The sequence below is a fragment of the Brachybacterium alimentarium genome, from assembly GCF_002332425.1.
GTDB classification, from domain to species: Bacteria; Actinomycetota; Actinomycetes; order Actinomycetales; family Dermabacteraceae; genus Brachybacterium; species Brachybacterium alimentarium.
On sequence record NZ_NRGS01000005.1, the window covers coordinates 542850 to 569158 of the forward strand.

25 protein-coding genes, 1 pseudogene and 1 riboswitch are annotated in these 26309 nt (G+C 71.5%); of the genes and pseudogenes, 10 read left to right on the forward strand and 16 right to left on the reverse strand.

What is annotated here, in order from left to right:
* Window positions 1-24: 24 nt before the first annotated feature.
* Window positions 25-705 carry a response regulator gene (locus tag CIK71_RS05670; protein WP_096164165.1) on the forward strand — a complete coding sequence of 227 codons (681 nt, stop codon included), beginning with the start codon at window positions 25-27 and terminating at the stop codon, window positions 703-705.
* A 10-nt stretch (window positions 706-715) separates the two neighbouring features.
* Here CIK71_RS05670 and CIK71_RS05675 read toward each other — a convergent pair whose 3' ends face one another.
* Complete coding sequence (locus tag CIK71_RS05675) at window positions 716-2560, reverse strand: ABC transporter ATP-binding protein (protein WP_096164166.1); 1845 nt, start codon at window positions 2558-2560, stop codon at window positions 716-718.
* A complete protein-coding gene (locus tag CIK71_RS05680) occupies window positions 2557-4356 on the reverse strand; it encodes an ABC transporter transmembrane domain-containing protein (protein ID WP_241964050.1) in 1800 nt (599 codons plus the stop codon). Before CIK71_RS05680 ends, CIK71_RS05675 begins: the two co-directional genes overlap by 4 nt.
* A 100-nt stretch (window positions 4357-4456) precedes the next feature.
* On the opposite strand from CIK71_RS05680, the gene CIK71_RS05685 reads away from it, so the two are divergent.
* The 4 genes from CIK71_RS05685 to CIK71_RS05700 all read left to right on the forward strand — a co-directional run bounded on the left by CIK71_RS05685 (window position 4457) and on the right by CIK71_RS05700 (window position 7274).
* Window positions 4457-5086, forward strand: coding sequence for a mycothiol-dependent nitroreductase Rv2466c family protein (locus CIK71_RS05685; RefSeq protein WP_096164167.1), 630 nt, complete (start codon window positions 4457-4459; stop codon window positions 5084-5086).
* Between the two features lie 52 nt (window positions 5087-5138).
* Entirely contained in the window at window positions 5139-5624 is a 486-nt protein-coding gene (locus CIK71_RS05690; RefSeq protein WP_096164168.1) for a ribose-5-phosphate isomerase, read from the forward strand.
* Window positions 5624-6667: an Fpg/Nei family DNA glycosylase gene (locus CIK71_RS05695; protein ID WP_096164169.1), complete on the forward strand. Its 1044-nt coding sequence runs from the start codon at window positions 5624-5626 to the stop codon at window positions 6665-6667. The genes CIK71_RS05690 and CIK71_RS05695 overlap by 1 nt, the downstream gene beginning before the upstream one ends.
* A gap of 121 nt (window positions 6668-6788) precedes the next feature.
* Window positions 6789-7274: a GNAT family N-acetyltransferase gene (locus CIK71_RS05700; protein WP_096164170.1), complete on the forward strand. Its 486-nt coding sequence runs from the start codon at window positions 6789-6791 to the stop codon at window positions 7272-7274.
* 33 nt (window positions 7275-7307) lie between these two features.
* On the opposite strand, the gene CIK71_RS05705 is transcribed toward CIK71_RS05700, so the two are convergent.
* From CIK71_RS05705 to CIK71_RS05730, 6 genes are all read right to left on the reverse strand, one after another.
* Complete coding sequence (locus tag CIK71_RS05705) at window positions 7308-7742, reverse strand: ankyrin repeat domain-containing protein (protein ID WP_096164266.1); 435 nt, start codon at window positions 7740-7742, stop codon at window positions 7308-7310.
* A gap of 44 nt (window positions 7743-7786) precedes the next feature.
* A complete protein-coding gene (locus CIK71_RS05710; protein ID WP_096164171.1) occupies window positions 7787-9889 on the reverse strand; it encodes an ABC transporter ATP-binding protein in 2103 nt (700 codons plus the stop codon).
* Complete coding sequence (locus CIK71_RS05715; protein WP_096164172.1) at window positions 9867-10448, reverse strand: ECF transporter S component; 582 nt, start codon at window positions 10446-10448, stop codon at window positions 9867-9869. The genes CIK71_RS05710 and CIK71_RS05715 overlap by 23 nt, the downstream gene beginning before the upstream one ends.
* Window positions 10449-10495: 47 nt before the next feature.
* Window positions 10496-10603: riboswitch (TPP riboswitch) on the reverse strand.
* Window positions 10604-10633: 30 nt separating this feature from the next.
* Entirely contained in the window at window positions 10634-11188 is a 555-nt protein-coding gene (locus CIK71_RS05720) for a hypothetical protein (protein WP_096164173.1), read from the reverse strand.
* 5 nt (window positions 11189-11193) lie between these two features.
* A complete protein-coding gene (locus tag CIK71_RS05725) occupies window positions 11194-13209 on the reverse strand; it encodes a M13 family metallopeptidase (RefSeq protein ID WP_096164174.1) in 2016 nt (671 codons plus the stop codon).
* 39 nt (window positions 13210-13248) lie between these two features.
* The gene (locus tag CIK71_RS05730; RefSeq protein WP_096164175.1) at window positions 13249-14052 is read right to left on the reverse strand and encodes a hypothetical protein; all 804 of its coding nucleotides are present in this window, start codon (window positions 14050-14052) and stop codon (window positions 13249-13251) included.
* 75 nt (window positions 14053-14127) lie between these two features.
* Between CIK71_RS05730 and CIK71_RS05735 the strand changes: the two genes are divergently transcribed.
* Together CIK71_RS05735 and CIK71_RS05740 are read left to right on the forward strand one after the other, a co-directional pair.
* Window positions 14128-15183 (forward strand): ADP-ribosylglycohydrolase family protein, encoded by a 1056-nt coding sequence (locus CIK71_RS05735; RefSeq protein ID WP_096164267.1) that lies wholly within the window; start codon window positions 14128-14130, stop codon window positions 15181-15183.
* Between the two features lie 2 nt (window positions 15184-15185).
* A complete protein-coding gene (locus CIK71_RS05740) occupies window positions 15186-15938 on the forward strand; it encodes an endonuclease/exonuclease/phosphatase family protein (protein WP_096164176.1) in 753 nt (250 codons plus the stop codon).
* Between the two features lie 49 nt (window positions 15939-15987).
* Here CIK71_RS05740 and CIK71_RS05745 read toward each other — a convergent pair whose 3' ends face one another.
* Together CIK71_RS05745 and CIK71_RS05750 are read right to left on the reverse strand one after the other, a co-directional pair.
* Window positions 15988-16818, reverse strand: a complete 831-nt coding sequence (locus CIK71_RS05745) for a PIG-L family deacetylase (RefSeq protein WP_096164177.1) — start codon at window positions 16816-16818, stop codon at window positions 15988-15990.
* Entirely contained in the window at window positions 16815-18044 is a 1230-nt protein-coding gene (locus CIK71_RS05750) for a glycosyltransferase (protein ID WP_096164178.1), read from the reverse strand. The genes CIK71_RS05745 and CIK71_RS05750 overlap by 4 nt, the downstream gene beginning before the upstream one ends.
* A 139-nt stretch (window positions 18045-18183) precedes the next feature.
* Between CIK71_RS05750 and CIK71_RS05755 the strand changes: the two genes are divergently transcribed.
* Window positions 18184-18783, forward strand: coding sequence for a class I SAM-dependent methyltransferase (locus tag CIK71_RS05755; RefSeq protein ID WP_096164179.1), 600 nt, complete (start codon window positions 18184-18186; stop codon window positions 18781-18783).
* Between the two features lie 438 nt (window positions 18784-19221).
* On the opposite strand, the pseudogene CIK71_RS18155 reads toward CIK71_RS05755, so the two are convergent.
* The 5 genes and pseudogenes from CIK71_RS18155 to CIK71_RS05780 form a co-directional block, all read right to left on the reverse strand.
* Window positions 19222-20589, reverse strand: a pseudogene (locus CIK71_RS18155) (DUF222 domain-containing protein); the annotation flags it as partial.
* Window positions 20590-21079: 490 nt separating this feature from the next.
* Entirely contained in the window at window positions 21080-21721 is a 642-nt protein-coding gene (locus CIK71_RS05765) for a response regulator transcription factor (RefSeq protein WP_096164180.1), read from the reverse strand.
* Window positions 21709-23028, reverse strand: a complete 1320-nt coding sequence (locus tag CIK71_RS05770; RefSeq protein ID WP_096164181.1) for a sensor histidine kinase — start codon at window positions 23026-23028, stop codon at window positions 21709-21711. Before CIK71_RS05770 ends, CIK71_RS05765 begins: the two co-directional genes overlap by 13 nt.
* Window positions 23029-23102: 74 nt before the next feature.
* Window positions 23103-23531, reverse strand: coding sequence for an SRPBCC family protein (locus CIK71_RS05775; RefSeq protein WP_176485553.1), 429 nt, complete (start codon window positions 23529-23531; stop codon window positions 23103-23105).
* Between the two features lie 82 nt (window positions 23532-23613).
* Window positions 23614-24600: an NAD-dependent epimerase/dehydratase family protein gene (locus CIK71_RS05780; protein ID WP_096164182.1), complete on the reverse strand. Its 987-nt coding sequence runs from the start codon at window positions 24598-24600 to the stop codon at window positions 23614-23616.
* Window positions 24601-24818: 218 nt separating this feature from the next.
* Between CIK71_RS05780 and CIK71_RS05785 the strand changes: the two genes are divergently transcribed.
* The gene (locus CIK71_RS05785) at window positions 24819-25490 is read left to right on the forward strand and encodes a TetR/AcrR family transcriptional regulator (protein ID WP_245857304.1); all 672 of its coding nucleotides are present in this window, start codon (window positions 24819-24821) and stop codon (window positions 25488-25490) included.
* On the opposite strand, the gene CIK71_RS05790 is transcribed toward CIK71_RS05785, so the two are convergent.
* Complete coding sequence (locus CIK71_RS05790; RefSeq protein WP_096164183.1) at window positions 25477-25830, reverse strand: hypothetical protein; 354 nt, start codon at window positions 25828-25830, stop codon at window positions 25477-25479. The genes CIK71_RS05785 and CIK71_RS05790 overlap by 14 nt on opposite strands.
* A 186-nt stretch (window positions 25831-26016) precedes the next feature.
* On the opposite strand from CIK71_RS05790, the gene CIK71_RS05795 reads away from it, so the two are divergent.
* Window positions 26017-26304 carry an FmdB family zinc ribbon protein gene (locus CIK71_RS05795; protein ID WP_096164184.1) on the forward strand — a complete coding sequence of 96 codons (288 nt, stop codon included), beginning with the start codon at window positions 26017-26019 and terminating at the stop codon, window positions 26302-26304.
* Window positions 26305-26309: the final 5 nt, after the last annotated feature.

Genomic DNA, 26309 nt, shown 5'->3' on the forward strand with positions numbered 1-26309 from the left:
GGTGAGCGCGGATACTGTGTCCCCATGGTTCCTTCGAAGCAGTCCGCGACCCGTGTGCTGATCGTCGACGACCAGTCGATGATCCGCGGGGGCTTCGAAGCGCTGCTGAACGCGCAGGAGGGGCTGGAGGTGGTCGGGACCGCGGCGGACGGCGCCGGGATCACCGAGGTGGTGCGTCGGACCAGGCCCGACGTGGTGCTGATGGACATCCGCATGCCCCATGTGGGCGGGCTCGATGCCACGCGCACGGTGCTCGCGATGCCGGGTACGCCACCGAAGATCATCATGCTGACCACCTTCGACGCCGATGAGTACGTGTTCGCCGCCCTGCGAGCCGGGGCGAGCGGGTTCCTGCTCAAGGATTCCACACCCGAGGAGCTGGTCCAGGCGGTGCGGGTCGTCGCGGGCGGCGACTCGCTGCTGGCCCCGCGCGTGACCCGTGCCCTGATCGCCGATTTCGTCGCACGGCCCGCACGGGACCGGCGCGCCTCGACCAGCCTCAACGCCCTCACCGAGCGCGAGCTCGACGTGCTGCTGCTCGTGGCACGGGGGCTCGCGAACCGCGAGATCGCCGACGAGCTCGTGATGGCCGAGCAGACGGTGAAGTCGCATGTCTCGCGCATGCTCTCCAAACTGGCCCTGCGCGACCGCACGCAGCTCGTCGTCGCGGCCTACGAGTCCGGTCTGGTGCGCGCCGGCTCCTGAACGCCCCGGCTCACCCCGCCCAGGCCTCCCACAGGGTGGCGTAGTCGCCACCGCGCGCCACCAGGTCGTCGTGCGTGCCCTGCTCCACGACCCGGCCATCGGCCATCATCAGGATCCGATCCGCCACCATCGCCTGCGAGAGACGGTGGGCGACGATGATCGTGGTGCGACCGTGCGCGACCTCGAGCGCGGCGCGTTCGAGCACCCGCGCGCCGGAGGAGCCCTCGTCGGCCGTGGCCTCGTCGAGCACCAGCACCGCCGGGTCCTGCAGGGCGACGCGCGCGAGCGCGAGCTGCTGGGACTGCTCGGCCGTGAGCCGCTCGCCCTTCTCACCCACCTCGGTGTCCAGACCTCGGGGGAGGCGCTCGGCCCACCCCGAGGCGTCCACCTGCTGCAGCGCCTCCCACAGCTCCTCGTCGGTCGCGGTGGGGCGTGCCAGCCGCAGATCCTCCTTCAGCGTGCCGCGGAAGACGTGGACGTCCTGACTGACGATCGAGGAATGCGCTCGGGCGGCCTCGATATCGGCGCGCGTGAGGTCCGCCCCGCCGTGCAGCACCCGGCCGTGGCGCGGTTCGAGGGTGCCCGCGATGATCGAGGCGAGGGTCGACTTCCCGGCACCGGAGGCTCCCACCAGGGAGACCACCTCGCCGGGGGCGATCTCGAGATCGATGGGCCGCAGCACGACCCGCTCCTCGCCGTCGTCATCGGTGCCATAGGCGTGGGAGACGCCCTCGAGACTGATCGAGGCATCCAGCGGTCGCTCGTCGCCCGGGGAGGAGGCCGGATCGATCGCCTCGATGACGCCCACCATGCGGGTCAGGCTCGCCGCCGCCGACTGGACGTCGTCGAGGGAGAAGATGAGGTTCATCATCGGCCAGAGCAGGCTGATCAGGTACAGCGCCGCCGCGGTGACCAGACCGATCGGGGCGCCGCCCACGTGCACCATGGCGTAGCCCAGCACGAGCACCAGGGCGATCGAGAGGTTCTCGGGCCACACCACGATCTTCACCAGCTTGGTCACCAGCGTCATCACCCGCATGCCGAGCACGACCGCCGTCTCCGAGAGCACGGCGACGTGCCGGGTCTCGCGGCGCTCGATGCCGTAGGCGTGCACGGTGGGGATGCCGTGGATGGCCGAGAGCAGCCCTTGGGCACGGGCCCCCATCGCCACCCGTTCGCGCCGGTAGATGGGGGCGGTCTGCCGGAGGTACCAGACGGCGCTGAGGAGATACATCGGGACGACGATCGCCACCAGGATCAGCAGCCAGGGTGAGAGCGTCACCATGCCGATCAGGGTGACGACGACGTAGAAGCCCATCTGGATCAGGTTCGGCACCACGTTGTTGACGGCGCGCGCGGTCACGTCCACGTCGTCGGCGACGCGGGAGAGGGCGTCGCCGATGCCGGTGACCTCCATGCTCTGGGCGGGGAGGTCCAGCGCACGGTCGATCACGTCCTCGCGCATCCCGGCCAGCACCCGCTGCCCGAGCCCGCTGACCAGCGCCCAGCCCAGCGCGGAGAACACCGCCTGCAGGACACCGGCGAGCATGATCAGCCCGCCCTGGCGCCACAGCGCATCGGAGCCCGCACCCTGCTGGACGAGATCGACGGCGTCACCGATCAGGCGGGGCATCCAGGCCGCGGCGGCCGCGCCGCACGTGACCACGAGCAGGGTCAGCACCGTCATGCCCAGGAACTGGCGCAGCCGCCCGCCCAGATGGGCGAACGCCGCACCGATGGTCGCGATCGGCAGGATCTGGGCGTGCTCGTCGAGCTGCCGCCGCGCGGTGGCGTCGGCCTCGAGCAGCTCCTCGGGATCGGCGTCCCAGTCGACGACGCTGAGGTCCGCGTTCATCGCTGCACCATCTTCCGGTAGTCGTCGTGGTCCATCAGGTCCTCGTGGTCGCCGTGGCCGGCCAGGGAGCCGTTCCGTACGAAGGCGACCTGGTCGGCGGCCCGCAGCAGCGCGGGGGAGCGCGTGATCAGCAGGGTCGCGCGGTCGGGACGCTGTCGCGCGGCCACCAGCGCCTCGGCGATGCTCTGCTCGGTGACGGCGTCGACCGCGGTGGTGGGATCGTGCAGCACGAGCACCGGGGCGTCGGCCGCCACGGCGCGGGCCAGCGCGATCCGCTGGCGCTGACCGCCGGAGAGGTTCGCGCCGCGGTCCAGGATGCGGGTGTCGTAGCCCTCGGGCAGGATCCGCAGGAGGTCGTCCGCGCCGGCGGCGTGCAGTGCCGCATCGGCCCAGGCATCGGGCGCGGAGCCGTCCTGGGGCGGCGCGAGCACCGAGTCCGGCGCGCGCGTGGCGAGCTGCTCACGCAGGGTGCCGTCGAACAGATCCACCACATGCGGCTCGACCAGCAGATCCGCCCGATTGGTGAAGCGGTTCTCCCGCGTGACCTCGTCCCCGCCCAGGAGCACCTCGGCCAGCTCGGTGCGTCCGGAGATCGCTTCGATGAGCGCCTCGGCATCGCGCATGTCCGCGCAGGCGACCGCGACGACCCGGCCGTCGGGGACCAGGAGCTCGATCCCGCGCAGACGGCCGGTGCCGGATCCGCGCAGTCGCAGGCCGCCGGTGCCGGGCCGGCGCTCGCCGGGGCTCCGCTCGCCGCGTTCATCGCGGGCCAGGGCCAGGCGCTCCACGGCGAGCTCGGGATCATCGACCTCCCGGCCGAGATCGGCCAGCAGGTTCCGCACGCGCCGTGCGGACGTGGACATGCTCGCCCACCACACGGGCAGCCCCGACAGTCCCTGCAGCATGCCCATGTTGGAGCGGGCCACGCCGACGACCGCGATGAGCGTGCCGATGGTCATGTCGCCGGCGACGGTGCGCTGGGACGCGATGATCACGACGGCCGCCATCATCGCGGCGGTGACCAGGGTGGTCAGGCCGCTGGAGACCCCCGAGAAACGGGCGTTGACCAGGGCGGCGTCGAGCGCGGTGCGGGAGCGGCGGCGGTACTGGGCGCGTGCCCGGCTCTGCACGCCGAGACCCTGGAGCACTCGCAGTCCGTGGACCAGGTCGGTCGCGGTGGCCGCGGCGTCGGCGGCCTTGGACTGCTGGGCGTCGTACCGGGCCGACAGCACCGGGCTGATCACGCGCACCACGATCACCATCACGGCGATGCCGAGCATCGTGGCCAGGCCCAGCCATAGATCGAGGATCGCGAGCCAGACGCTGGCGGCGAGCACCACGGTGGTGGCCGGGAACGCCCAGGGCAGCATGTCCATGACGTCCGAGGCCTTGTCGGCGTCGGAGGTCGCGATGGACAGCACCTCACCGGCGGGGCGCTCGATGGGCTTCGAGCGCGGATCCAGGACGGCAGCGGTCACGGCGACGCGCAGCCGGTGCCGCTCGAACATGCGGGCGCGCTGGCTGGCCGCGAACATGATCGTCCACGCCCAGGTGCTCAGCAGGCGCAGCACGAAGATCCCGATCGCGCCGCCGACGGTCACCAGCAGGCTGCCCTGCACGATCCCGGCGTCGATGATCAGGCCCATCAGGACGGGCACCAGCATGTCTACCCCTTCGACGACGAAGGAGAGGGCCATGATCCAGGGGATCGAGCGACGGTGGTTGCGCACGATCGAGCGCATCACCCCGCGCGACGGAGCGGGGGAGGAGGGGGACGCGGACGAAGCGAGGAGCACCTGATGAATCCAACAGGCACCCGGCGATGGGCGCAACAGCATTTCCGAAGCGGCGGTGAGAGAATGGTCCCGACCATGTCCCGAGGGAAGGAAACCTGTCGTGAGCGCACGTCCTGTGGAGCTGTTCGTGGATCCTGTCTGCCCGTACGCGTGGATGACGAGCAGGTGGCTGCTGCACGCGGCGGAGGTTCGTGCGGTGGAGCCCACCTTCTCGGTGATGTCGCTGTCGGTGCTGAACGAGGGCCGCGACCTCGAGGAGGGGTATCGCCGGATGCTCGACGACTCCTGGGGCCCGGCCCGGCTGGCGATCGAGATCTCCCGCACCGAGGGCGCCGCGGCCTTCGCCCGCTGGTACACGGCCTGGGGCGAGCGCTATCACGTCGGCGGTCAGCACGATGATCGCCGTGCGGTCGCGGTCGCGGCCCTCGACGCCGCCGGACTGCCCGCTGAGCTGATCGAGGCCTACGCTCCGGCCCCCGGGGACGCGGTCGAGGAGGCCCTGCGCGCCTCGCACGAGGGCGCGATCTCCCGCGTCGGCGAGGACGTCGGCACCCCGGTGATCTCCTTCGGGAACGGCGAGGACTCCGTGGCCTACTTCGGCCCGGTCGTGTCCCCCGCACCGAAGGGCGAGGACGCCGGCCGGCTGCTCGACGCCCTGGAGACCATGTCCTCCCTCCCCGGCTTCTACGAGCTCAAGCGCTCGCGCACCGTCGGCCCCGATTTCCGCTGATTCCAGCCGGCCCACTGCTCCCCGACTCGTCCCAGAGAAAGAGAACCCCTTCATGCACGTGCACATCGGCACCGACCACGCCGGCTTCGAGCTCAAGAACCGCCTGGTCGCGGCATTGCAGGCCAAGGGTCACGAGGTCACCGACCACGGCGCCCACGCGTACGACGCCCTGGATGACTACCCGCCCTTCTGCACCTCCGTGGGCGAGGCCGTGGTGGCGGATCCGAGCTCGCTCGGCGTCGTCATCGGCGGCTCCGGCAACGGGGAGCAGATCGCCGCGAACAAGGTCACGGGTGTGCGCGCCGCTCTGGTGTGGAACGAGGACACCGCGAAGCTCGCCCGCCAGCACAACGATGCCAACGTGATCTCGGTGGGAGCGCGCCAGCACAGCGAGGAGGAGCTCGAGTCCCTCATCGACGTGTTCCTGGCCGAGCCCTTCAGCGGCGAGGAGCGCCACCAGCGTCGTATCGACCTGATGGCCCGCTACGAGGAGACCGGCGGCTACGGCACGGACGGCGCCGACGGCACCTCTGCCTGATGCCCGAGGGGCACACCGTCCACCGGCTCGCAGCGGCGCTGCGGGCCGGTTTCGGCGAGCAGAGGGTCCGCACGTCCAGCCCTCAGGGCAGGTTCTCGGAGGCCGCGGACCTCGACGGCTGGGTCCTGGCTAACGCGGAAGCCGTGGGCAAGCATCTCTTCCTCGCCTTCGTGCCGGACGCCTCGGTGGATGCCGGGGCGCCCGTGACCCGCTACGTCCGCGTGCACCTGGGCCTGTACGGCTCGTGGACCTTCGCGGGCGAACCGGGGTTCGCGACCGTGCACGCGATCGGCGCCCCGCGGGTGCGGATCGGGGAGCGCGAGGAGGGTCTGGACGACGGCGACGTCGACTGGCGACGGATCGTCCCGCGGCCGACGACGCGGCTGCGGATCGCGGGTCCCCAGGGTCTTGCCGACCTCACCGGGCCCACCGCCTGCGAGGTGCTCGACGCCGCCGGCCGGCAGGCGGTGATCGACCGGCTGGGACCGGACCCGCTGCGGGCCGATGCGGACCGACGGCGTTTCGTGGACCGGGTCCTCGCCTCCCGCACCGCGATCGGGGTGCTGCTGATGAACCAGGACGTCATCGCCGGGATCGGCAACATCTATCGCGCCGAGGTGCTGTTCCGGGCGCGTCTGGATCCGACCGTGCCGGGCAGGGACCTCACTCGCGGGATGGTCGAGGGGATCTGGGAGGATCTGGTGCCGCTCATGGAGTACGGGGCGCGCACCGGCCGCATCGTCACCACCCAGCCGGAGCACCGCGACATCGAGGCCCGCATCGTCGAGCGCTCCCGCGGCACCCGCCAGAACGGCGACGAGGACCCGGACGTCGTCCCGCGCGAGAAGTCGTTCTACGTCTACCACCGCCAGACCCTCCCGTGCCGGGTGTGCGCGACGGAGATCCGCAGCGCCGACATGGCCGCGCGCACCGTGTTCTGGTGCCCCCGCTGCCAGACGGTGCGCTCACGACGGGCCGCCTGGAGCCGCGAGCATCCCGCAGCGCCCTGGGCCCTGGCTCCCGAGAGGTCCGAGCGTCCGTAGACTCGCGCGGATGAGCTCCTCCTCCGCGCAGGCGTCCTGAGACGTTCTCGGTGCTCCCCGTCACGCTTCGTCGACGGTCCCCGAGACCGCCTCGTGACCGCAGGTGTCATACCGTGTCGCCATGAACGCAGCGAGCACCGCATCCGACACCCGCACCCAGGTCCACCGCGCAGCGGTGGCCGACATCGCTCCGCGGACCCTCTATCTGCTCGCCAAGCTGCGCCAGGACGTCTTCAGCATCGAACAGGGCGCCACGGATCCGGACCTCGACGGCCGAGACCTCGAGGAGACGACGACGCTGCTGTGGATCGAGGCGGACGGCGAGCCGGCGGCCCACGTCCGCGTGCTCACGGAGCCCGACGGCTCGATGCGCATCGGCCGCCTCGCCGTGCGCGCGCAGAACCGGCGCGACGGCTTCGGCGGGCGCATCATGCGCGCCGCTCTGAATCTCACCGAGCAGCTCGCCCCGGAGCAGGTGGTGCGGATCGACGCACAGGCGTACCTCGAGGGGTGGTACAACGCCATGGGCTACAGGACCGTCGGTCCCGTCTTCCTCGAGGCCGGCATCGAGCACGTGCCGATGGAGTACCACCACCCGCGCAGCTGACCGCTCGGCCCGCCCGCGCCGGGGCCGTCCGGGTCAGCGTGCCGCGGTGATCAGCGCGACGATCTCCGTGCGCTCGAAGTACTTCGCGGTCTCCAGCGCGCTCGGCGTGCCGAGGTCGGCGTCGGCACCCGCGGCCAGGAGGACGTCGGCCACGTCGGTGTACCCCTTGAAGGCGACTCCGGCCAGCGGGGTCTGACCGCGGTCGTTGGGCAGATCCACGTCGGCCCCGCGGGCGGCGAGCTCGCGCACCAGCTCCGCATGCCCGTGATAGGCGGCGAGCATGAGCGGGGTGTTGCCGGCGCTGTCGCGCAGATCCACCGGAGCTCCCTGGTCGATCAGGGGCAGCAGCTGCGAGGAGTCTCCGGAACGGGCGGCGTCGAGCATCGAGCTCGCGAGCGCGATCACGGCCTCGTCCTGGCTCGCGCCCTGGGCCGGGCTCCGGTCGGCGTGCGGGAAGTCGTCGTTCATGACCTCAGGGTACGTCGCAGCGCTGACGCTCATCGCACGCGCGCTCATCGCACGATCAGCTCGGCGGCGAGGGGCCACACCAGCAGTCCCACGGCGAGCGCGGTCCCGACGAGGTCCGCGCGGCTCAGGCGGCTGGGCTCGGCCCAGGTGCGCTGTGTCGCGGTCGCGAAGCCGCGGGAGTCCATCGCGAGCGCCTGCTGCTCGGCACCGCGCAGGGTGTCCACGAGCAGCGCGAGCGTGGAGCTGGCGAGCAGCCGCGGGGAGGCGGGGGAGCCGAGGCCACGCTGGACGCGTGTGCGGGTGATGATCTCCCACTGGCGGCCCAGATGCCCCACACGCACCAGCGCGACGACGGCTGCCGCGACCGGGCGGGCGGGGAGCCGCAGCCGGCCGCCGAGCGCATCACCGAGCGCGGTGACCTCCACACTGCCCAGCGCCAGCACGCCGGGGGCGACGAACACCATGATCCGTGCCGCTTCCTTGAGCCCCAGCAGCCACGCATCGCCCGACAGCGCCGGCGCCTCGCCCAGCAGCGCCGTGGTCCAGGCGAGCCCGGCGGCTGAGAGCAGGATCGGCACCAGACGCAGCAGACCTCCGCGCAGGGTGCGCACCGCGAGCGGGGCGAGCAGCGCCAGCGGCAGCAGGGCGAGGAGCCCGCCCTGCCAGGTCTGGACGGCGAACGAGCCCAGTGCAGCCAGGATCCCGATCAGGCACAGCGTGAGCGGATTGAGCGCGTCGGCCGGGATCCGGCGGGCGCGGGCCGACGGCGCCGCGGGTTCCGCGGAGGCCGGGAGCACCAGGGTCTCGTGCGCGTGGTCGATCAGCTCCGGATCGTGGGAGGCGACCAGCACCGCGCAGCCCTGGGCCGCGGCCTCGGTGAGCAGGTCCCGCACCTCGCGTCGCCGACGGGCATCGAGGCCCACGGTCGGCTCGTCGAGCGCGAGCAGGGACGGCCGCTGGGCCAGGGCGGCGACGATCGCGACGCGTCGCTGCTCGCCTCCGGACAGGCGGGAGGGATGGGCACCGGCGAGATGGGCGAGTCCGGAGCGGTCCAGCAGCTGGGCGGCGAACTGCTCGTCGCCCGCCCACGGGGAGGCGAGCACCTCCTCCCGCACGGTGCGTGCGACGAAGGAGTGCTCGGGGTTCTGGGGGACGCTCGCGATGCGCTCCCGCTCGGGCCGCTCGACGCTGCCGGTCGCCGGGGCCGTCGCCCCCAGCATCACCCGCAGCGCCGTCGTCTTGCCCGCGCCGCTCGGACCGGTCAGCACGGTGATCCGCCCCGAGGGCACCTCGAGATCGATCGTGTCCCGGAGGCCGCGTGCGGGCACGGTCACCCCGCGCAGAGCCGCCACGACCGGGCCGTCGTGAGCAGCCCCGGCAGCCCCGTCGGCGGACGTCGACCGGTCGCCGTTCTCCTCGACCACCCCGGCCTCGACGAGCAGTGCCCGCCGCTCGCGCAGGAGCGCGAGGGGCTCCCCATCGGCGAGCACCTCCGCCTGCGGGCCCAGGACCACCAGACGATCCACGTGAGGGAGCCACGGCTCGATGCGGTGCTCCGCCAGCACCAGGGTGCGGTCCCGGGCCGCCTCGAGGATCGCCGTGCGCACCTGCTGGGAGGTCGCTGCATCGAGCATGCTGGTCGGTTCGTCCAGCAGCAGGAGGTCGGGGCCCAGCGCGAGCGCCCCGGCCAGGGCCACGCGCTGCTGTTGACCGCCGCTCGCCTCCAACGGCGCACGAGACGGATCCAGGTCCACCCGGGCCGCGGCGAGCGCATCATCGGCACGCGCACGGATCTCCGAGCGGGGGAGCGCCGCGTTCTCGGGTCCGAAGGCGGCATCGCGGCCGACGCTCGCGGCCACCAGGGCATGGGCAGGGTTCTGCAGCAGCAGGCCCCGCTCTCCCGGACGGGCCGGCGCCGGAGCGAGCCCGCTGCCCTCCCCGGTCTCCGGATCCAGGAGTCCGGCGAGGGCCCGCAGAACGGTGGACTTCCCGCTGCCGCTCGCTCCCGCCAGCAGCACGCGCTGACCGGCGGGGATCTCGAGGTCCAGCCCTGCGATGGTGGGTTCGCGCCGCGTCAGCGGCCGCCAGGTCAGTCCCTGCAGGCGGAGCGGGGCGGGAGCGGTCTCAGGCCTCGACGGTGCGCGCATGCTCACGCCCTGAGGCGAGGGAGTCCACGGCGCCGGTCGCCGCGAGCGCCCGCGAGGCCGCCCAGCCCAGCGCGCCGCCGAGGACGGCGCCGGAGAGCAGGAAGGCTGCGAGCAGCATGACCGCGAAGGTCCAGCTCATCTCGGGGTAGTAGGCGAAACGCTCCCAGACCCACTCGAGCATGCCCGCGCACGCTCCGCCGAGCATCGCGACGGGCAGGGTGAAGCGGCGGTAGCGCAGCAGCGCGAAGGCGAGCTCGACGCCGCCTCCCTGCAGGAGTCCCGAGACCGCGGTGCCCCAGCCCCACTGGCCGCCCAGCAGCATCTCGAGCACGGCCGCGATCATCTCGGCGAGCAGGGCCGCGCCCGGCTTGCGCACGATCAGGGCGGCGAGCACGGCCGGCAGGAACCAGATTCCGGCGAGCAGCCCCTCTGCCGGTTTGAAGACGGCCGTGAGCGGCCCGATCAGCGTGTACAGCTGGCCGTATCCCAGGAACGCGACGCCGAAGGCGGCCCCGATGAGCACGGTGACCAGCAGGTCGACAGTACGGAAACGAGTCATCACTTCTCCTTCCACAACACGGAAGGGGCGCATGGCACCGAGGGTGCCCTGCGGAAATCCCGACTCCCTACGCCGGTGCGAGCCGGATCAGGTTCGAGGGTCTGCGCTGAATCGCGCACTCTCAGCACCACGGCGGTGCTCCCCTGTCAGTGGATGACGACGCCGAGTCTAGCCGGTTCCCGCGCTCAGCGGTGCGCGCGGATCGCCTGGTCGAGCGCCTCGGCCGTCCCGTCGAGGTCGTCCGGGCTGAGCAGATAGTTCGTGCCGGAGCGTCCGATGATCTCGATCAGGGTGCCGGGCCGGGTCACCATCATCCGGTACGGCTGGCGCACCTCCCCGGTGGTGAAGATCTTGCGATCGCCGAGGGGCGTGATCTCCTCCGGGGTGGAGGACGTCGCCGTGCCGCGACGCCAGCCGTAGCCGCCCAGCGTGACCCCGGCCGAGGAAGCCGGCACCGTGCGGTACTGGACGGTGCGGAAGTCCTCGAGCGGCCAGGGCCTGCGCGGCAGGAACCCGCCGAGGCTCACGGTGACCCCGCGCTCGTCGACGACGAACCGGGTGTGCTGGCCCATCCAGGTCCACAGGGTCAGCAGGGCGAAGACCATGGCGACCAGCAGCCCGGCGGCCACGCTGCTGCGCGAGGCCATCAGCAGCGTGGCGATCAGCCCGGCCACGACCGTCAGCCCGATGCGGGTCCAGCCGATCCTGGAGGGTCGCGTGGTGCCGACGTAGAACGGCATCCGGCTCACCAGATCGTCACGCGGTCCTCGGGGGCGCGGTACATCCCATCGCCCTCGCGCACGTCGAAGGCGTCATGGAATTCCTGGAGGTTCCCGACCACCGTGTTGCAGCGGAACTCCATGGGCGCGTGCGGGTCCACGGCGAGGCGACGGATCGCCTCCTGGATGCGGTTCTTGCCGCGCCACACCGTCGCCCAGGACAGGAACACGCGCTGCAGGCCGGTGAAGCCGTCGAGCTCCGCCGCGGCCTGCTCCGGGGTGCGGCTGCCGCGGTAGGCCTTGACCGCGATCGACAGGCCGCCGAGGTCGCCGATGTTCTCGCCGATCGTGAGGGCGCCGTTGACGCGGTGGGTGTCCTCGAGCTCGCGCGGGGAGAGCTGGGAGTACTGGGTGATCAGGCGGGCGGCCCGCTCGTCGAAGGCCTCGCGGTCCTCGATCGTCCACCAGGAGGCGAGGTTGCCGTCACCGTCGTACTTGGAGCCCTGGTCATCGAAGCCGTGGCCGACCTCGTGGCCGATCACCGCGCCGATGCCGCCGAAGTTCACCGCATCCTCGGCCTCGGCATCGAAGAACGGCGGCTGCAGGATCGCGGCGGGGAACACGATCTCGTTGCGGCCGGGGTTGTAGTAGGCGTTGACCGTCTGCGGGGACATGTGCCATTCGTGCTCGTCGATCGGACCGCCCACCTTGGCGTACTCGAAGTCCGCGTCGAAGCGACGAGCCGAGCGCACCGTGGCGACCAGGTCGCCCGGCACCACGTCGAGTCCCTCGTAGTCGCGCCACTCGTCGGGGTAGCCGATCTTCGGGGTGAACTTCTCGAGCTTCGCCAGGGCCTTGTCCCGCGTGGCCGGCGTCATCCACTCGAGCGACTGGATGGAGCTGCGGTAGGCGTCCATGAGCGCATCCACCAGCACGGTCATGCGCTCCTTGTGCGCGGGCGGGAAGTGACGGGAGACGTACTCGCGGCCGACGGCGAAGCCCGCGACCCCCTCGACGAAGCCGACGCCCCGCTTCCAGCGCTCGCGCAGCTCTTCCGCGCCGGACAGCACGCGCCCGGAGAACGCGAAGTCCTCGTCGACCAGAGCCGCAGGCAGGTACGGCGCGTAGGAGCCGACGGTGTGCAGCGCGAGCCAGCTGCGCAGCACGTCGAGGTCCTCGGCGGCCAGCAGCTCCGCCGCGGCGGAGACGAACTCGGGCTGGCCCACGGAGACGACCTCGAAGGCTTTCGCGGGGGCGCCGGTGCCCTCGATGTACGCGTCCCAAGGGAACTGCGGGGCCAGCTCGCGCCGCTGCGCGGCGTCCATCGGGTTGTACGACTTCTCGCGGTCCCGCAGACGCACGACGTCGGCGTGGCAGGCGGCCAGGCGGGTCTCGAAGTCCATCACCGCGGCGGCGAGGCCCTCGGCGTCCTCGCCGCGCAGGCCGGGGCGGCCGGGCAGATCGGCGAGCCGGGCCATGTTCGCGAGGTGGGTGACATAGGCCGAGCGGATCTCGGCGTAGTCCTCCTCGCGGTAGTAGGACTCGTCCGGCAGGCCGAGGCCGCCCTGGTGGATCTTGACCTGGTAGCTGGTCGAGTCGTGGTCGTCGGTCCAGACGTAGGCGAGCAGCGCGCTCGCGCCGGAGTCCGGGGCGGCCATCGTGCGCACCAGCGCGTCGAGGTCCGCGCTCTCGCTGATCGGGGCGAGGAGGTCCTCGAGCGGGGCCAGGCCAGAGGCCTCGATCGCCTCGGTGTCCATGAACATCCGGTACAGCATGCCCACCCGGGCATGATCGGTGGTGGGCACGGCGCTCGGGTCGGTGATATCGGCCGCAGCTTCCTCGATGATCTCGCGCACCCGCTCCTCGGAGAGGTCCCGCAGTCGGTGGAAGGCCCCGTCGCTGGAGCGGTCCGCAGGGATCTCGTGCGTGTCGAGCCAGCGGCCGTTGACGTGGCCGAAGAGGTCGTCCTGGAGGCGGATGTCGGGATCGACCTCGGTGAGGCGGAGGCCCGAGCGGGCGGTATCGGTCGGGGCAGCGGTCATCATCGGCTCCTGCGAGGTCGAGGGTGGGTCAGAACGGGATCAGAGGGAGACGAAGCTCAGGGAGGCGAGTGCGAGCGTGAGCAGGCCGATCGCGACAGGGGCGTACGCCCAGGGGGTGCGGGAGCGCTCCGCGGGAGCGCGGCGCTGCAGCACCAGCGTGGACAGCCCCGAGCCGATCGACAGCACGACGGTGCCGATCACGAGCACGGGGGACATGACCACCAGCACGGTCGCGCCGATCTGGAAGGCTGCGGTCCCGATCACATCGAGCAGACGCATCACCACGGTGGAGCGGGCTCCGACACGCTCGGAAAGCAGCGTCGAGATGGCGTCCTTGGACCAGTTCGACGGGCGGGCGATCCGGCGACGCGTCGAGACGGTCTGCGCGGTCGCGAGGGCGAGCCACACCAGAGCGGCGCCCGCACCGACCCACACGCCGAGCTCGGCGCGGATGTCGGCGGGCCACAGCAGCAGCGCGATCAGCACGGCGGCGACGCGCAGCAGCTCCTCCACGGCGCTGCGCACCGCGAGCAGACCCGGGTTCACCGCCAGCTGCTTGCGCGTGCGGGATACGAAGAAGCTGGTCACCACCAGGGAGACGAGATGCGCGGCACCGAGAGCGATGCCCAGCAGCAGCACGACGGGGCTGGTGGGAGCGGCCGGCAGGATCGCCAGGAGCATCACCACGGCGAGCACCGGGATCAGCAGCGCGAGGATCGACAGGCCCTTGACGAGGTCCTGCACCAGATCGGCACCCGTGGGCGGGTGGTCGTGGCCGGTGTGGTCATGCGGATCGGTGCAGTGCGGATCGGTGGATCCGGGGGCGCCCGTGGTGTCGGTCATGGAGCTCCTTCGAAGTCCTCACCAGGGTACTGGCCTCAGGGAGCACTGTGCCCGATGTGGAACGATGAGGAGGTGATGACCAACGCTGCACCGACCCTGGCTCAGGGCCTCGATCCCGCCCAGCGCCGCCGCGCCGCCGGGTCCGTGATCGCTGCGGCCACCGGTGACGCCCTCGGCGCCCCCTACGAATTCCAGTCCCCGGTCGTCGACTCCGAGGACATCGACATGATCGGCGGCGGCGTCCTGGGATGGCAGCCGGGGGAGTGGACCGACGACACGTCCATGGCGATCGTGGTCCTCGAGGCGGCTCTGTCCACGTCGAACCGCCATGACCTGCGGGTCGAGTCGGCACAGGACCAGATCGCCCGCGAGTGGTACTCGTGGTCGCTGGGCACGCCGGACATCGGCACGCTCACCTCACAGGTGATCCGTCGGGCCGCGGACGGCGCCCGCGCCGCGGGGCACTACATCCCGCGAGCCGCCGATTTCCGGGCCGCGGCGATCTCCGCGCACGACGATCTCCCGGCGACGGCGGGCAACGGCTCGCTCATGCGCACCCACGCCGCCGTGCTCCCGTACCTGCTGGCGTCGGACGACGACGCCGCTGAGGGCATCGACGCCGTGTGCCGACTGACACACGTGCATCAGGACACCACCGAGGCCTGCATGCTGTGGGGCTTCGCGGTGCGGCACGCGATCCTCACCGGCGAGGTCGACGTGCGCCGCGGCCTGCCGCGACTGAGCGAGGACCGCCGCCAGCTGTGGATCGAGCGGATCGAGGAGGCCGAGCAGGCGACTCCGGCCCTGTTCCGCCGCAACGGCTGGGTGGTGGGCGCCTTCCAGGCCGCATGGTCCGCGATCACCCGCGTCGGACCGATTCCGGAGGGGAAGTTCGCTCAGCGCGACACCCTCGTCGCCGCCCTCGAAGCTGCGGCTCGGGCCGGCTACGACACCGACACCGTGGCCTGCATCACCGGGGCCCTGATCGGTGCCGCGCTCGGACCGAAGTCGGTGCCCCCGGAGTGGCGGCGCATGCTGTTCGGATGGCCGGGCTATGAGGTCGACGAGCTGATGGGACTGGTGGAGCGACTGCTGGAGCCCTGGGTGGCGTCCGGCACCAAGGAGGGCTGACCGTGACGGACAGGAACGCGGCCCAGGGCAGGGGCACGGATGCCGGCGACGGCTGGGACCTGCGCATCCTCAGCTGGAATCTGTGGGAGCTGCGCGGTGACCTGCGGGCCGTCGTCGAGGCGGTGCACGATCTGGACCCCGATGTGCTCCTGCTCCAGGAAGCGCCCCGTCTCGTGCTGCCCACCACGCGGCTGGCCTGGTTCGCCCGACAGATCGACCGCCGCATCCTGGTCGGTGGATTCGGCGGCCGCGGGCTGGCGATCCTCGCGAAGGACCACGTGGCGGCGCAGGTGATCCGTCGCGGCATGCATCCCGTCGCCCAGACGCTCTCCGACCTGAACTCGACCTACCCGCGCGGCGTCGCCGCTGTGCGGCTGTCGGTCCCCGGTGGCGGCGCGGTCGTGGTCTCCTCGATCCACCTCGCCCTCCAGGAGGAGAACCGCCTCACGCACGCGCGGCACCTGGCGGGCCTGGTCGAGAGGACCGGAGCGCCCGTGATCGCCGGCGGCGACCTCAACGAGACCGTCGACGGTCCTGCCCGCAGCCTGCTCGCCCCGCTGCTGTCCGATCCGGCGGCGCAGTCCGAGCACACCTTCCCCGCGAAGGCTCCTGTGCGCCGCATCGACGCGGTGCTCGCCACGGCAGACGTCACGGTGCGTGGAGCCCGCGCCGTCACCTCCACCGACAGCGTGGACGCCGCGCGTCTCGCCGGCGCCTCCGACCACCTGCCCACCCTGCTCGACGTCACCCTCTGACGCACGAGAGCACCTGCCGCGATCACGGGACCGCCGGACCGCGAGAGCGTCAGCGGCGCAGCCTGAGGCCGGTGCGCAGGGGCACCACGTCGGCCTGGCCGCCCACGTGTCGGATCGCGATGCCGTCTCTCCGCTCCGGCCCCGCCCATCCGATGACGCGGAGCTGCGTGCGGTAGGACTCAGCTGCCCGCCGCACGGTCTCCCCGGTCCCGGGATGATCGCGCCACAGGAACGCGTCCGCTGCGCTTCGGCCGTCGGCCCCGTCGGCCCCGTCGGCCCCGTCCGCCCCTTCGGGGGCTTCACCGCTCGCGACCTCGAGCAACGGGGCCCCGGTCCGGGTGCATGCGGCCGCGGCCACATGGTGCGCCTGCACATGATCGGGGTGACCGTAGGTTCCGCCGTCGTCATAGCCGACGACCACATCGGGGCGCACGTGCTCGATCAGCGCGACCAGGTCGGCGACGGCGTCCTCGAGCGGCCGCCGGGTGAAGCTGTCGGGCCCGGTGGTGTCCGACGGGCCGGCGAGCCCCTCCCGGATCCACTGCATCCCCGAGTCGCGATAGACGCGCGGGTCCGCGCCTGCGGCGAGGGCGGGCGCCGTGCCGAGCATGTGGCGCGCGGCGATTCCGAGGGTCGCGGTGGCCTCGTCGATCTCGGCCTCGCGGATGAGTTCGAGCGGTCGGGTGTCCCCGGGCTCGACCGCGCCGGGCACGACCTCGCCTTCCTCGCCCCGGGTCGCGGTGACCAGCTCGACGCGGGTCCCGGAGGCGGTGAGGGCTGCGATCAGGGCGCCGGTGGAGAGGGATTCGTCGTCCGGATGAGCATGCACGGCGAGCACCGTGGAGGCCTCGTCCAGCAGCTGCCAGGGGTCGATGGTCATGCTTGCGTCCCTCCTGCGGTGCGGTCGGTCTCGAGAACGCCCGCGTAGAGATCGGCGAGAGTCGCGGCGGAAGCCGTCCACGTGCGGGTGGTGGCGAACTCGCGGGCGGAGCGGACGGCGCTGGCGTAGCGATCAGGATCGGCCAGCAGGGTCTGCGCGGCCTCGGCCCACACATCGGGGTCTCGGCTGGTGAGCACGACGCCCTCGGGCCCCACCGCCTCCTTCACCCCGCCCGCGCAGCGCCAGGCGATCACCGGGGTGCCGCTGGCCTGCGATTCGAGCGCCACCAGCCCGAAGGTCTCCGACCAGCTGGTCAGCAGCAGGACCCCGGCGCAGCGCATCGCCTCGGCGAGCTCGTCGCGGTCCAGGGAGCCGACGAATTCGATGCGGTCGGCGACACCGAGGTCACGAGCGCGGTCGCGCAGCTCCTCGAGGTAGTCCTGGAAGTCCTCGGAGACACCGCCGGCGAGCACGAGCCGCGCCCCGAGATCCGGGTCGAGGTGGGCGAGCACCTCGAGCGCCAGGTCCGGGGCCTTCAGGGGCTGGAGCCGGGCGGTGAACAGGAGGGTCGGCCGGACCCGACGTTCGTCGATGTCGTCGCACGGACGGAACGTGTCCACGTCCACGCCGGGGCGGACGACGGCCAAGCGCTCGGTGGGCACGCCGTAGCGCTCGGCGATGGTGCTCGCCTCAGCATCGGAGACTGCGATGACGAGGTCGGAGCCGGTGGCCACGAACTGCTCGCCAGGGATGCGCCCACCGGACTCGGCGGGCTCGCCGGCATCGAGGGATTCCGCACCGTCGGGCGCTGCCACCGAGTGGAAGGACTGCAGGTGGGGGAGCCCGAGCTCGCGGGTGACGGGGAGTGCGGCCACTCCGCTGAACCAGTGGTGGGAGTGCACCAGGTCGTAGTCACCGTCGATGAGGACCTTCTGCAGGGACTCGCGGAACGGGGTGATCGCCTGCTCCATCGCGCTCTTGGCGAGCGGACGTGCGGGGCCGGCGTCGAGATGGTGCAACCGGATCCCGTCGGCGACTTCGACGACGGCGGGGGCCTCGGGGTCGCGGCGGCGCGTGAACAGGTCCACGTGGTGCCCGAGACGGGCGAGGGCCCGGGCCAGTTCCAGGACCACGACGTTCATGCCTCCGGCATCAGCACCTCCCGGCTCCTCGAGGGGCGAGGTGTGCAGAGAGATCGCTGCGATACGCAAAGGGGCGACAGACATGAACGCATCTTAGGCGTGACGGCGCGATCGCCGGCCGGGATGAGGTCGCGTACCGCAGATGTTCGCCCGTGACGAAAATAGAGGCGTCCTGTGTCACGGGAAGTTGAAACCCATCATTAACTCGTAGAGCCTGATTTCCATGGATACGGCGGAGAAGGTGGACTGGGCGGCCCTGAACGTCCATGCTGCGGGCCGTCCTGCCCGTCGGCTCGTAGCAAAGGCGATCGCAGCGGCCGGCGGTGATCGTCAACCGGGCGTGGTGCTGGATCTCGGCGCAGGTGCCGGGGCCGATTCGCTGCAGTTCGCACGACGCGGCTGGACCGTGCACGCCTACGACACCGACGACACCCTCGCCGCCCGGCTCGTGGAGAACGAACGGATGACCGGCTCGGTGGAGTTCCATCACACCGACATCGCCGCAGTGGATGCGTTCCCTGCCGCGCAGATCGTCTACTCGACCTACACGCTGGGACTTCTGGGGCCGACGGCCCTCGAGGAGACCTGGGCCAAGCTGGTGGCGGCGCTTCCTCGCGGGGGAGTGATGGCGGTGGACATGTTCGGGGTCAACGACACCTGGGCGGACCGTCCCGACATCGCGACCCTGCCTCTTGAGCAGATCGACGCGATGTTCCGCGGATTCCACATCATCGATCGCACCGTGCGGGACGAGGACGGCCGCTTCCTGGCCGACAAGAAGCACTGGCACGTCATCACCACCCTGGCGCGCAAGCTCGGCTGACGCTGCGGGCTCTATGGCCTGAGTGATCACGACCGTGGACGATGCGGACTGCGTGAGTAGGAACGGACAGGTGGAGGATCCTCCACTGGTCGGATCGGGCTCTCCGGGATCGGCTGATTCAGCTGATTCGGCTGGTTCAGTCGGTTCAGTCGGTTCGGGGGACGCCGTGATGAGCGGACTGCGGGGATCCACCAGGCGCGGAGTGCGTGAGATCCCCTGCGCTCCATGAGGGCTCGACCAGGACCAGCCGGAGACGGGCCCCGAGCCCAGCCCCTCCTTGCCGTCCGTGATGTCCGTGCCCTCCGCGATGTCCGTACCGTTGCGGGCTGTCGTGTCGGAAGCCTGAGCGCCGCGGCCGGAGGTGTCCGTGACCCGGGTGAGCACCCAGTCCCCGGCCTCCTTGAGCAGGTTGCAGCGCACACACAGACCCTGACCGTTGTCGTAGCTGGTGGGGCCACCACGGCGATACGGTTCGGCGTGGTCGATCTGGCGCACGACAGCATTGCACCACGGCGTACGGCAGGTGACATCGCGCCAGCGGATCATGCGTGCCAGCCCGTCGGGGAAGGCCCGCGCCCGAGACTCCATGGCGATCAGCTCTCCGGTGCGGGGGCTCGTGTACAGGCGCCGGTAGAAGGCCGAGAGCTCTGCATCGGGATGCGCCGGCTCCGAGCCGCGCAGGCGCCCCGGGGGCGAACCCCTCAGGGTGTCGGTGACGATGTGCGCCGGAATCGCCCCGTACCCCTCGAGCTGAGCGCATTCGGTGTCGTCGCCGCGGCCGAGCAGAGCGGTGTCGGTGATGATGATCCCGACGTCCAGTCGCGAGGAGCGGCGGGACCCTTTCCGGCGGCGGGCGGTGGACCGGCCGTCCACCTCTGCGGGGGACGAACTCGGCGGGGTGTCGCGCAGAACGGCGTCCACCAGGAGATCCGCCTCGAGCGCCCGGACCGCGTCGCGGGCACCGGCGGCCCGCCGCGATTCCGCCCCGCGCTGGAGAGCCTTCATCACCCCGGCGGCGTCGATGCCACGCAGCACCGCGCTCACCCGCGCCATGCCGTCGTCCAGAGGCGTCATGGTCACGTGGCGGGCTCGTGCGGCACGCTCGGCCCGATCCCGTGATGCATCGGGTTCGAGCCGTTGCACGGTCCGCGCGAGCTCGGCACGGAGCCTGCGCTCACCGATCCCGTGCAGCGAGTCGGGGTCGGCGACGATCTCCCGGTCGATCACCGCGCAGGCGGCAGCGTTCGTGTGGGCGAGGGCGCTGGCCAATGCGGCGGCCTTCGGCTCCGTGATCCGGCCTTCGCGGAGCAGCTCGAGCGCTCCGGGAAGCTTCGTCACCAGCCTTCGCGCGGCGGCGAGGGAGAACGCGCCGGACGCAGGGGCGCGCCGACGGGCCAGCGCGATCTCATGTGCAGCGCCTCGACCCTGCTCGGCGGTGGGGACGTCGCGCTGCTCGTCGTCCTCGCGGATCCGGTGCTCGGCGATGACCTGCCAGGTCGCCTCGATCGCAGCGAGGGAGGAACGCAGGTGATCGAGGCCCGCGAGCACGGCGAGCGACTCCTCCGCGGAACGCGGAGAGGTGTCAGGGAGCGGGTCGCGCACCGAAGCGGTCTGCGTGAAGGCGTGCAGGGTCGCTGCGACGATCTCGGCGAGCACAAGTCGCGCTTCGGGACCGCCCGCGACCGCCGCGAGCCTCCTTGTGGCCTCCTCCAGGATGTCGGCGCCGACGCTCGCGGACCCGCTCGACGGTTCTCCCGGCACGGGAGCCGTCTTCGCGGGTCGGTCCCCGGACGTCGCTGCACTCATGCTCTAAGCGTATGCCTGTTCGAAATCCACCGGTAGATCGCGGCACCCCTCTGTGGATAACCCCGAGGATGCGGATGATCATGTGGATGAAAATGTGCAAAGGCGGCCACTGTGGAGGAACCGTCATGCGCTGCGATGGCTGCGGAGTCTCCGACCGGTCCGGGGTCTTCAGCACCGCACGCAGGTGACGGAGGTCTTCTGGTCCGGTGGTGCACGAGTTCGCGACCGAGGAGTGCCCAGTCGCCGTGCGGGGCGGGGGTAAGTATCCGTCGCGTGAATGTACTGAGGGGCGCCGTCAATACTGCCGAGAGAAGTGTGGAAAAGTCGCGATGGGGAGGAAAGAATGCTTCTCGCGAGATGAATCAATGTGCTGACCCCCATCGGGCCATGGAGGGAAAATGCTCGACGCCTCGACGCCTCGACGCCTCGACGCCTCGACGCCTCGACGCCTCGACGTCTCAATGCCTCAGCAGTTCAACGACCCAGCCGCTCAACGACCCAGCAGTGTCAGCACGGCGGTCACCCGGCGGTGCACGCTCGAGCCCTCGCTCAGGCCGAGCTTCGCGAACAGGCGCTGGGTGTGCTTCTCCACCGCCCCACCGCTGATGAACAGCCGCTCCGAGATCCCGGCGTTGGTGAGCCCCTCGCCCATCAGCTCGAGCACCTCACGCTCTCGCGGGGTGAGGTCATCGAGCGGAGTGCGCCGACGTGAGGCGATCACCTGACCCACCACATCGGGGTCGATGGCCACGCCTCCTGCCGCCACGCGTTCGATCGATTCCAGGAACGCACGGATGTCGAACACACGGTCCTTCAGCAGGTACCCCGTGGCGCTCTCGCCGGATTCGATCAGCTCGGTCGCATAGCTGACCACCACGTACTGGCTGAGCAGCACGATCGGCGCATCGGGCCAGGAGCGTCGGATCTCCTGTGCTGCCCGCAGCCCCTCATCGCTGTGGCTCGGCGGCATGCGGATATCGGAGATCACCAGCTCAGGGCGGAGCTCCAGGGCGCGGGCCACGAGCTCGGTGCCGGTCGCGGCCGTGCCCACCACCTCGTGTCCGGCATCTTCGAGCAGCAGGCGCAGACCCTCGCGCAGCAGCGCGGAATCATCGGCGATCAGGATGCGCACGGGATCACCGCCTCCACCTGAGTGCCGCGGCCGACGGGGGAGGTCACGGTGAACGTGCCCTCGAGGGAGGCCACGCGTCCGGCCAGGCCGGCGAGCCCGCCTCCGGTCCGCATCTCGGCGCCGCCGCGCCCGTCGTCCTGGATCCTCACCTGAGCATCATCGCCGATCCGAGCCACGTCCACGTGGACCTGCTGGGCACCGGAGTGCTTCGCAGCGTTGGTGAGCGACTCCGAGACCACGTAGTAGATCCCGATCTCGACATGCTCGGGCAGCTCGACATCACGGCACTGGACCGTGGCGGGCAGAGGGGAGATGGCCGCGAGCTCGGTGAGCGCCGCGGCCAGGCCGCGGTCCACGAGGATCGGCGGGGCGATGCCGCGGGAGAGCCGACGCAGGTCATCGAGCGTGAGCCCCAGCTGTTCACGGGTCTGGCGCATCACCTCGCCGGCCTTCTCCGGGTTCTCGGCGGCCAGGGACTCCGCGCGGGCGAGGTCCATCGTGGCGCGGACCAGGCGCTGCTGGGGCCCGTCGTGCAGATCGCGCTCGAGCCGCCGCAGCGCGGTGGACTCGGCGGCGCGACCTGCGGCGCGGGACTCCTGGGTGCGCAGCAGCCGCTGCTGGGTCTCGTACCGTGAGCTGAGCAGGCCGTGGGCGAGGCCGCGGTGCGCGGCGCTGAGTCCTCGCACCAGCAGACCCACGGTGAGCAGGAAGAACAGGCCCATCGCGACCTGCAGGACGATGTCGAGCGCGAGTTGGTACTGCTCGGGCGCACCGAGCAGCGCGCCGAGACCGTTCACATCGTCCTCCGGCAGGACCCGGTCCAGGGCGAGGGTGGAGACCGGTCCGCCGATGATCGCCAGGGAGCCGACGGCCCAGGTGAGCGCGAGAGGGAACGTGATGAGGACCAGGAGGAAGTTGGCGAGGATCCACAGGGCATCCAGCCATGACTGCGGATCGGTCAGCGGCGTGACGAGACGCCGCGCCCGGCCCGCGCCCTCCGGCGCCTGCTTGGGAGCGGGACGGGGAAGGTCGGCGCCGAGCAGCGAGGAGCCCAGCGCCCGCCCGACGGTGGCGAACCCGTGCGCCGTGAGCACTCCGCCGACGAGGATCGGCAGGCCGATCCAGATCACCGCGGTGCCAGCGCCGGCGGCCAGCAGGGTCAGCACGATGCTGAATCCGAGGGCGCCGAGCACGAGGGAGACGAAGGCATAGGCCAGGAAGAGGCCGATCCTCGTCGCCCACCGGCGGGCGGACCAGCGCTGCACGGGTGGGGTCTCGGCCGGTGGGGACATGGTCATCGTGTTCATGTCTCAACTCTGTCGCCGGATCGTCGTCGGCCCCATCCTGTCACCAGGTCGACCGATGTCGGGCTGGCCCGACGTCAGCTCGCCTCGAGGAGGCCCTTCAACGTGTCCAGGTCCTCCGCGACGGCTGCGGCATCTTCCGCGAACTCCGACTCGGACATGGTGCCTCGGCGCAGCGTGAACACGACTTCGCTGCGCTGCTCGTCCAGTGGCAGCACGCGCACGGGGTTGAGGACGGACTCGCCGGTGGCGAGGGTGACGGTGTGGTCGAGGACCCCGTACTCGTTCTCCGGCACGAAGCTCACCAGCACCCGACCCATCGGGGAGTTCATCGACCACTGGGAGACCTCGCGCTGCACCTCGCTGCCGGCGAGCCCCGCTGCCCAGCGGGGGAGGTTCTGCGGATCGCTCGCGTACTCGTACACGGCGCGCCAGGGACGATCGATGACGATGTGCAGATGGCGGGAGACGCTGCCTCCCGAGGACGGCTCGGTGTTCTCGCTCATGCCCGCGAATTTAGCAGGCCGCGCCGACGGAGTACCCACCCCTGCTGCTCCGGATGCTCGGGCTGTCCTGGCGGAGGAGTCCTCACGACGACAGGGGAGAGCTCGTGGAGACCGGTGCGGCGTCGGCCCCCGCGCGGATCGACGCGGCTTTGTCGGCGGAGGCTCGCACGGCGTCGGGCCAGGAGGTCGGCTCGAGGCCGTCGACGGTGGTGAGGATCCCGGGGCGCAGCACGCAGGGCGCGTACCAGAGCCTCGAGATGCCGGACAGCTCCCGGGCGAAGGTGTTCACGCCGGACAGTGCACGCAGCACCACGAGGGGCACGCGCACCGGCCGTCGGGCCGGCCGACCGAGCAGGGACGAGGCGTGGGCGATGAGCTCTCGCTGGGAACGAGCCGGGGCCGACGGGGCGTTCAGCACGGCATCCCCGTTCGGGGCGAGACGCGCGGCGTGCCGGGCCCCATGGAGCATCGCGCGGGCGAGATCGGGGATGTGGGTGAGCGTATGCGCTGCGGCGGGGTCGCCCACCACGATCGGACGCTGCCCGGCGGCGATGCGCTCGATGATCATCGCGCTGGCCACTGACGCTCCGGTGCCCACGGCCGTCGGCCCGACGAGATCCGAGGCGATGAGGCTGAGGGTGCGCGCCGGATGGCGACGACGCTGCTCGAGCAGGAGGAGGCGCACCTCGCCCTTGGCGTCCAGCGGAGCAGGCTCCGCGCCTTCGGCGAGGTCGGCGGCCCGGCCCTGGAAGGCATACATGGACTCGGGGAAGACGACGGGGACGTCGTGAGCAGCCGCCGCTTCGAGCACCGCGAGTTCGCGCGGGGGCAGGTCGCGCCGCCAGATGCGTGCGTCGTAGGCGGCATGGAAGCAGGCGTGGATCGCGTCCGCCCCGGTGACGGCCGCCTCGATCGCGGCAGGGTCCAGGACGTCCCCGGCGACGCGGTGGATGCCGGGGCTGGGCGCGATCTCGCTGCGCCTCAGCACGGTGACGGTGTCGCCGTCCGCCAGAGCGCGATCGATGATCGCGCGGCCGATCTGTCCTTCTCCGATGACGAGATGGTGCATGGGAACTCCTAAAGGGTGAGCACTGCTCTCTATGTGAAAGGTTCAGTGAACACTGCTCTCGGGGAGACGTCAAGAGCAGTGCTCTCGGAATATGGCAGGATGGCGTCATGGATGACGAGACGACGGCGACCGGGCAACCGACGACCCCGCGAACTGCGACCCCGCGACCTGTGACGCCGCGACCTGCGACGCCGCGCGCGCAGGCCCGGGAGCGCACGATGCGACGGATCGTCGAGCTGGGGAACGCGCAGCTCGTCGAGTGCGGGGCGGGCGGGCTGAGCGTGCGCGAGATCGCGCGCGGACTCGGCATGGTCTCCTCGGCGGTGTATCGCTATGTGCGCAGCCGCGACGAGCTGCTCACCCTGCTGATCGTCGACGCCTACGGGGATCTCGCCGATGCGGTGGACGGTGCGCTCGCCGAGGCATCCGATGCTCCCCGGGAGAGGTTCACGGCGCTCGCGGAGTCAATGGCGCAGTGGGCGATCGCGCACCCGGAGCGCTGGACGCTGCTGTACGGCACGCCCGTGAGCGGCTACGACGCCCCGGCCGAGAGCACCAATGCCGACGGCACCCGGGTCATGGCCCGCATGCTCGCGATCGCTGCCGCTGCCGATGCCGATGCCGCTGCCGACGCCGGTGCGAGTGCCGGGCGGGGGCAGGGTGTGCACGTCACCCCGGATGTGCGGGCGCTGCTGGACGCCCATCTCGAGGAGTTCGGGGTCGAGTCCGACGCGATGGCCGCCATGCGCGCCGTGACCGCCTGGAGCAGTCTCGTCGGGATCATCAGTGCCCACGTGTTCAGGCAGCTGGGCGCCGATGCCGCGGCCATCGGCGAACAGATCCTGGGGAGTCAGACCGAGCTGCTGGCCGATCTCGTCATCGGACGCTGACTCGACTCACGCCCGTTCGGGTGCTCGCCGACTGCGACTGCTCCCACGCCGTCACGGCGATGTGCGCGGCGGACCGGACCGACGAGGGCTCCCGCAGGCGCGCTCCGTCGGCCTCCGGTACGGCGACCACCCAGCGGGCCCGCCCGCGTCGGCGCATCCGGCCGATCTCGATGCCGCGACCGTCGGCCACCGGGATGAGCAGGGCGCCGCTCGGGCCCACCTGCAGGTGCTGCGCGAGATCGGGCCGCCTCTCCAGCAGGAGGGCTCGGATCTGCTCCCGCTCGTCCTGAGCGGTGCCGCCCGTCGAGGGGTGTGCGAGGACCGGTCCTGTCGTGGTCATGCCCCGAACCTAGGGACGGGGCCCGACAGTCGAGCGCCGACGGACGAGCGCCGACAGGCGTCATCGCGTCCTCCCGGCCTCCTCCGGGGCGGTCGATCCTGCTGCTCCCGTGCGAACCGCTCCCTACCCTCCGCTCGACGGGCTACGGTGAGCAGTGATCGTGAGCCGTGTCACTCGGAGGTCGATGTGCCCCTGTACGAATTCCGCTGCGAGAACTCCCATCTGCATGAGCTGATGCTGTCGATGTCGGCCGCCGATCGCCATACCACCTGCCCCGAGTGCGGGAGCGACGCGACGCGGCTGATCAGCTCGCCGGCGCTCGGGCACCTCCGCACGGCGCGCGCCGATCTCATCGGCGAGACGGAGGCGAGCGCGCACGCCCCGGCCGTCGTCGACCGCGTGCCCGGTGCCCGGCCCGATCGACCCGCGCGCATCACCCACGACCCGCGCCACGCGCGGCTGCCGCGCCCCTGAGCCGG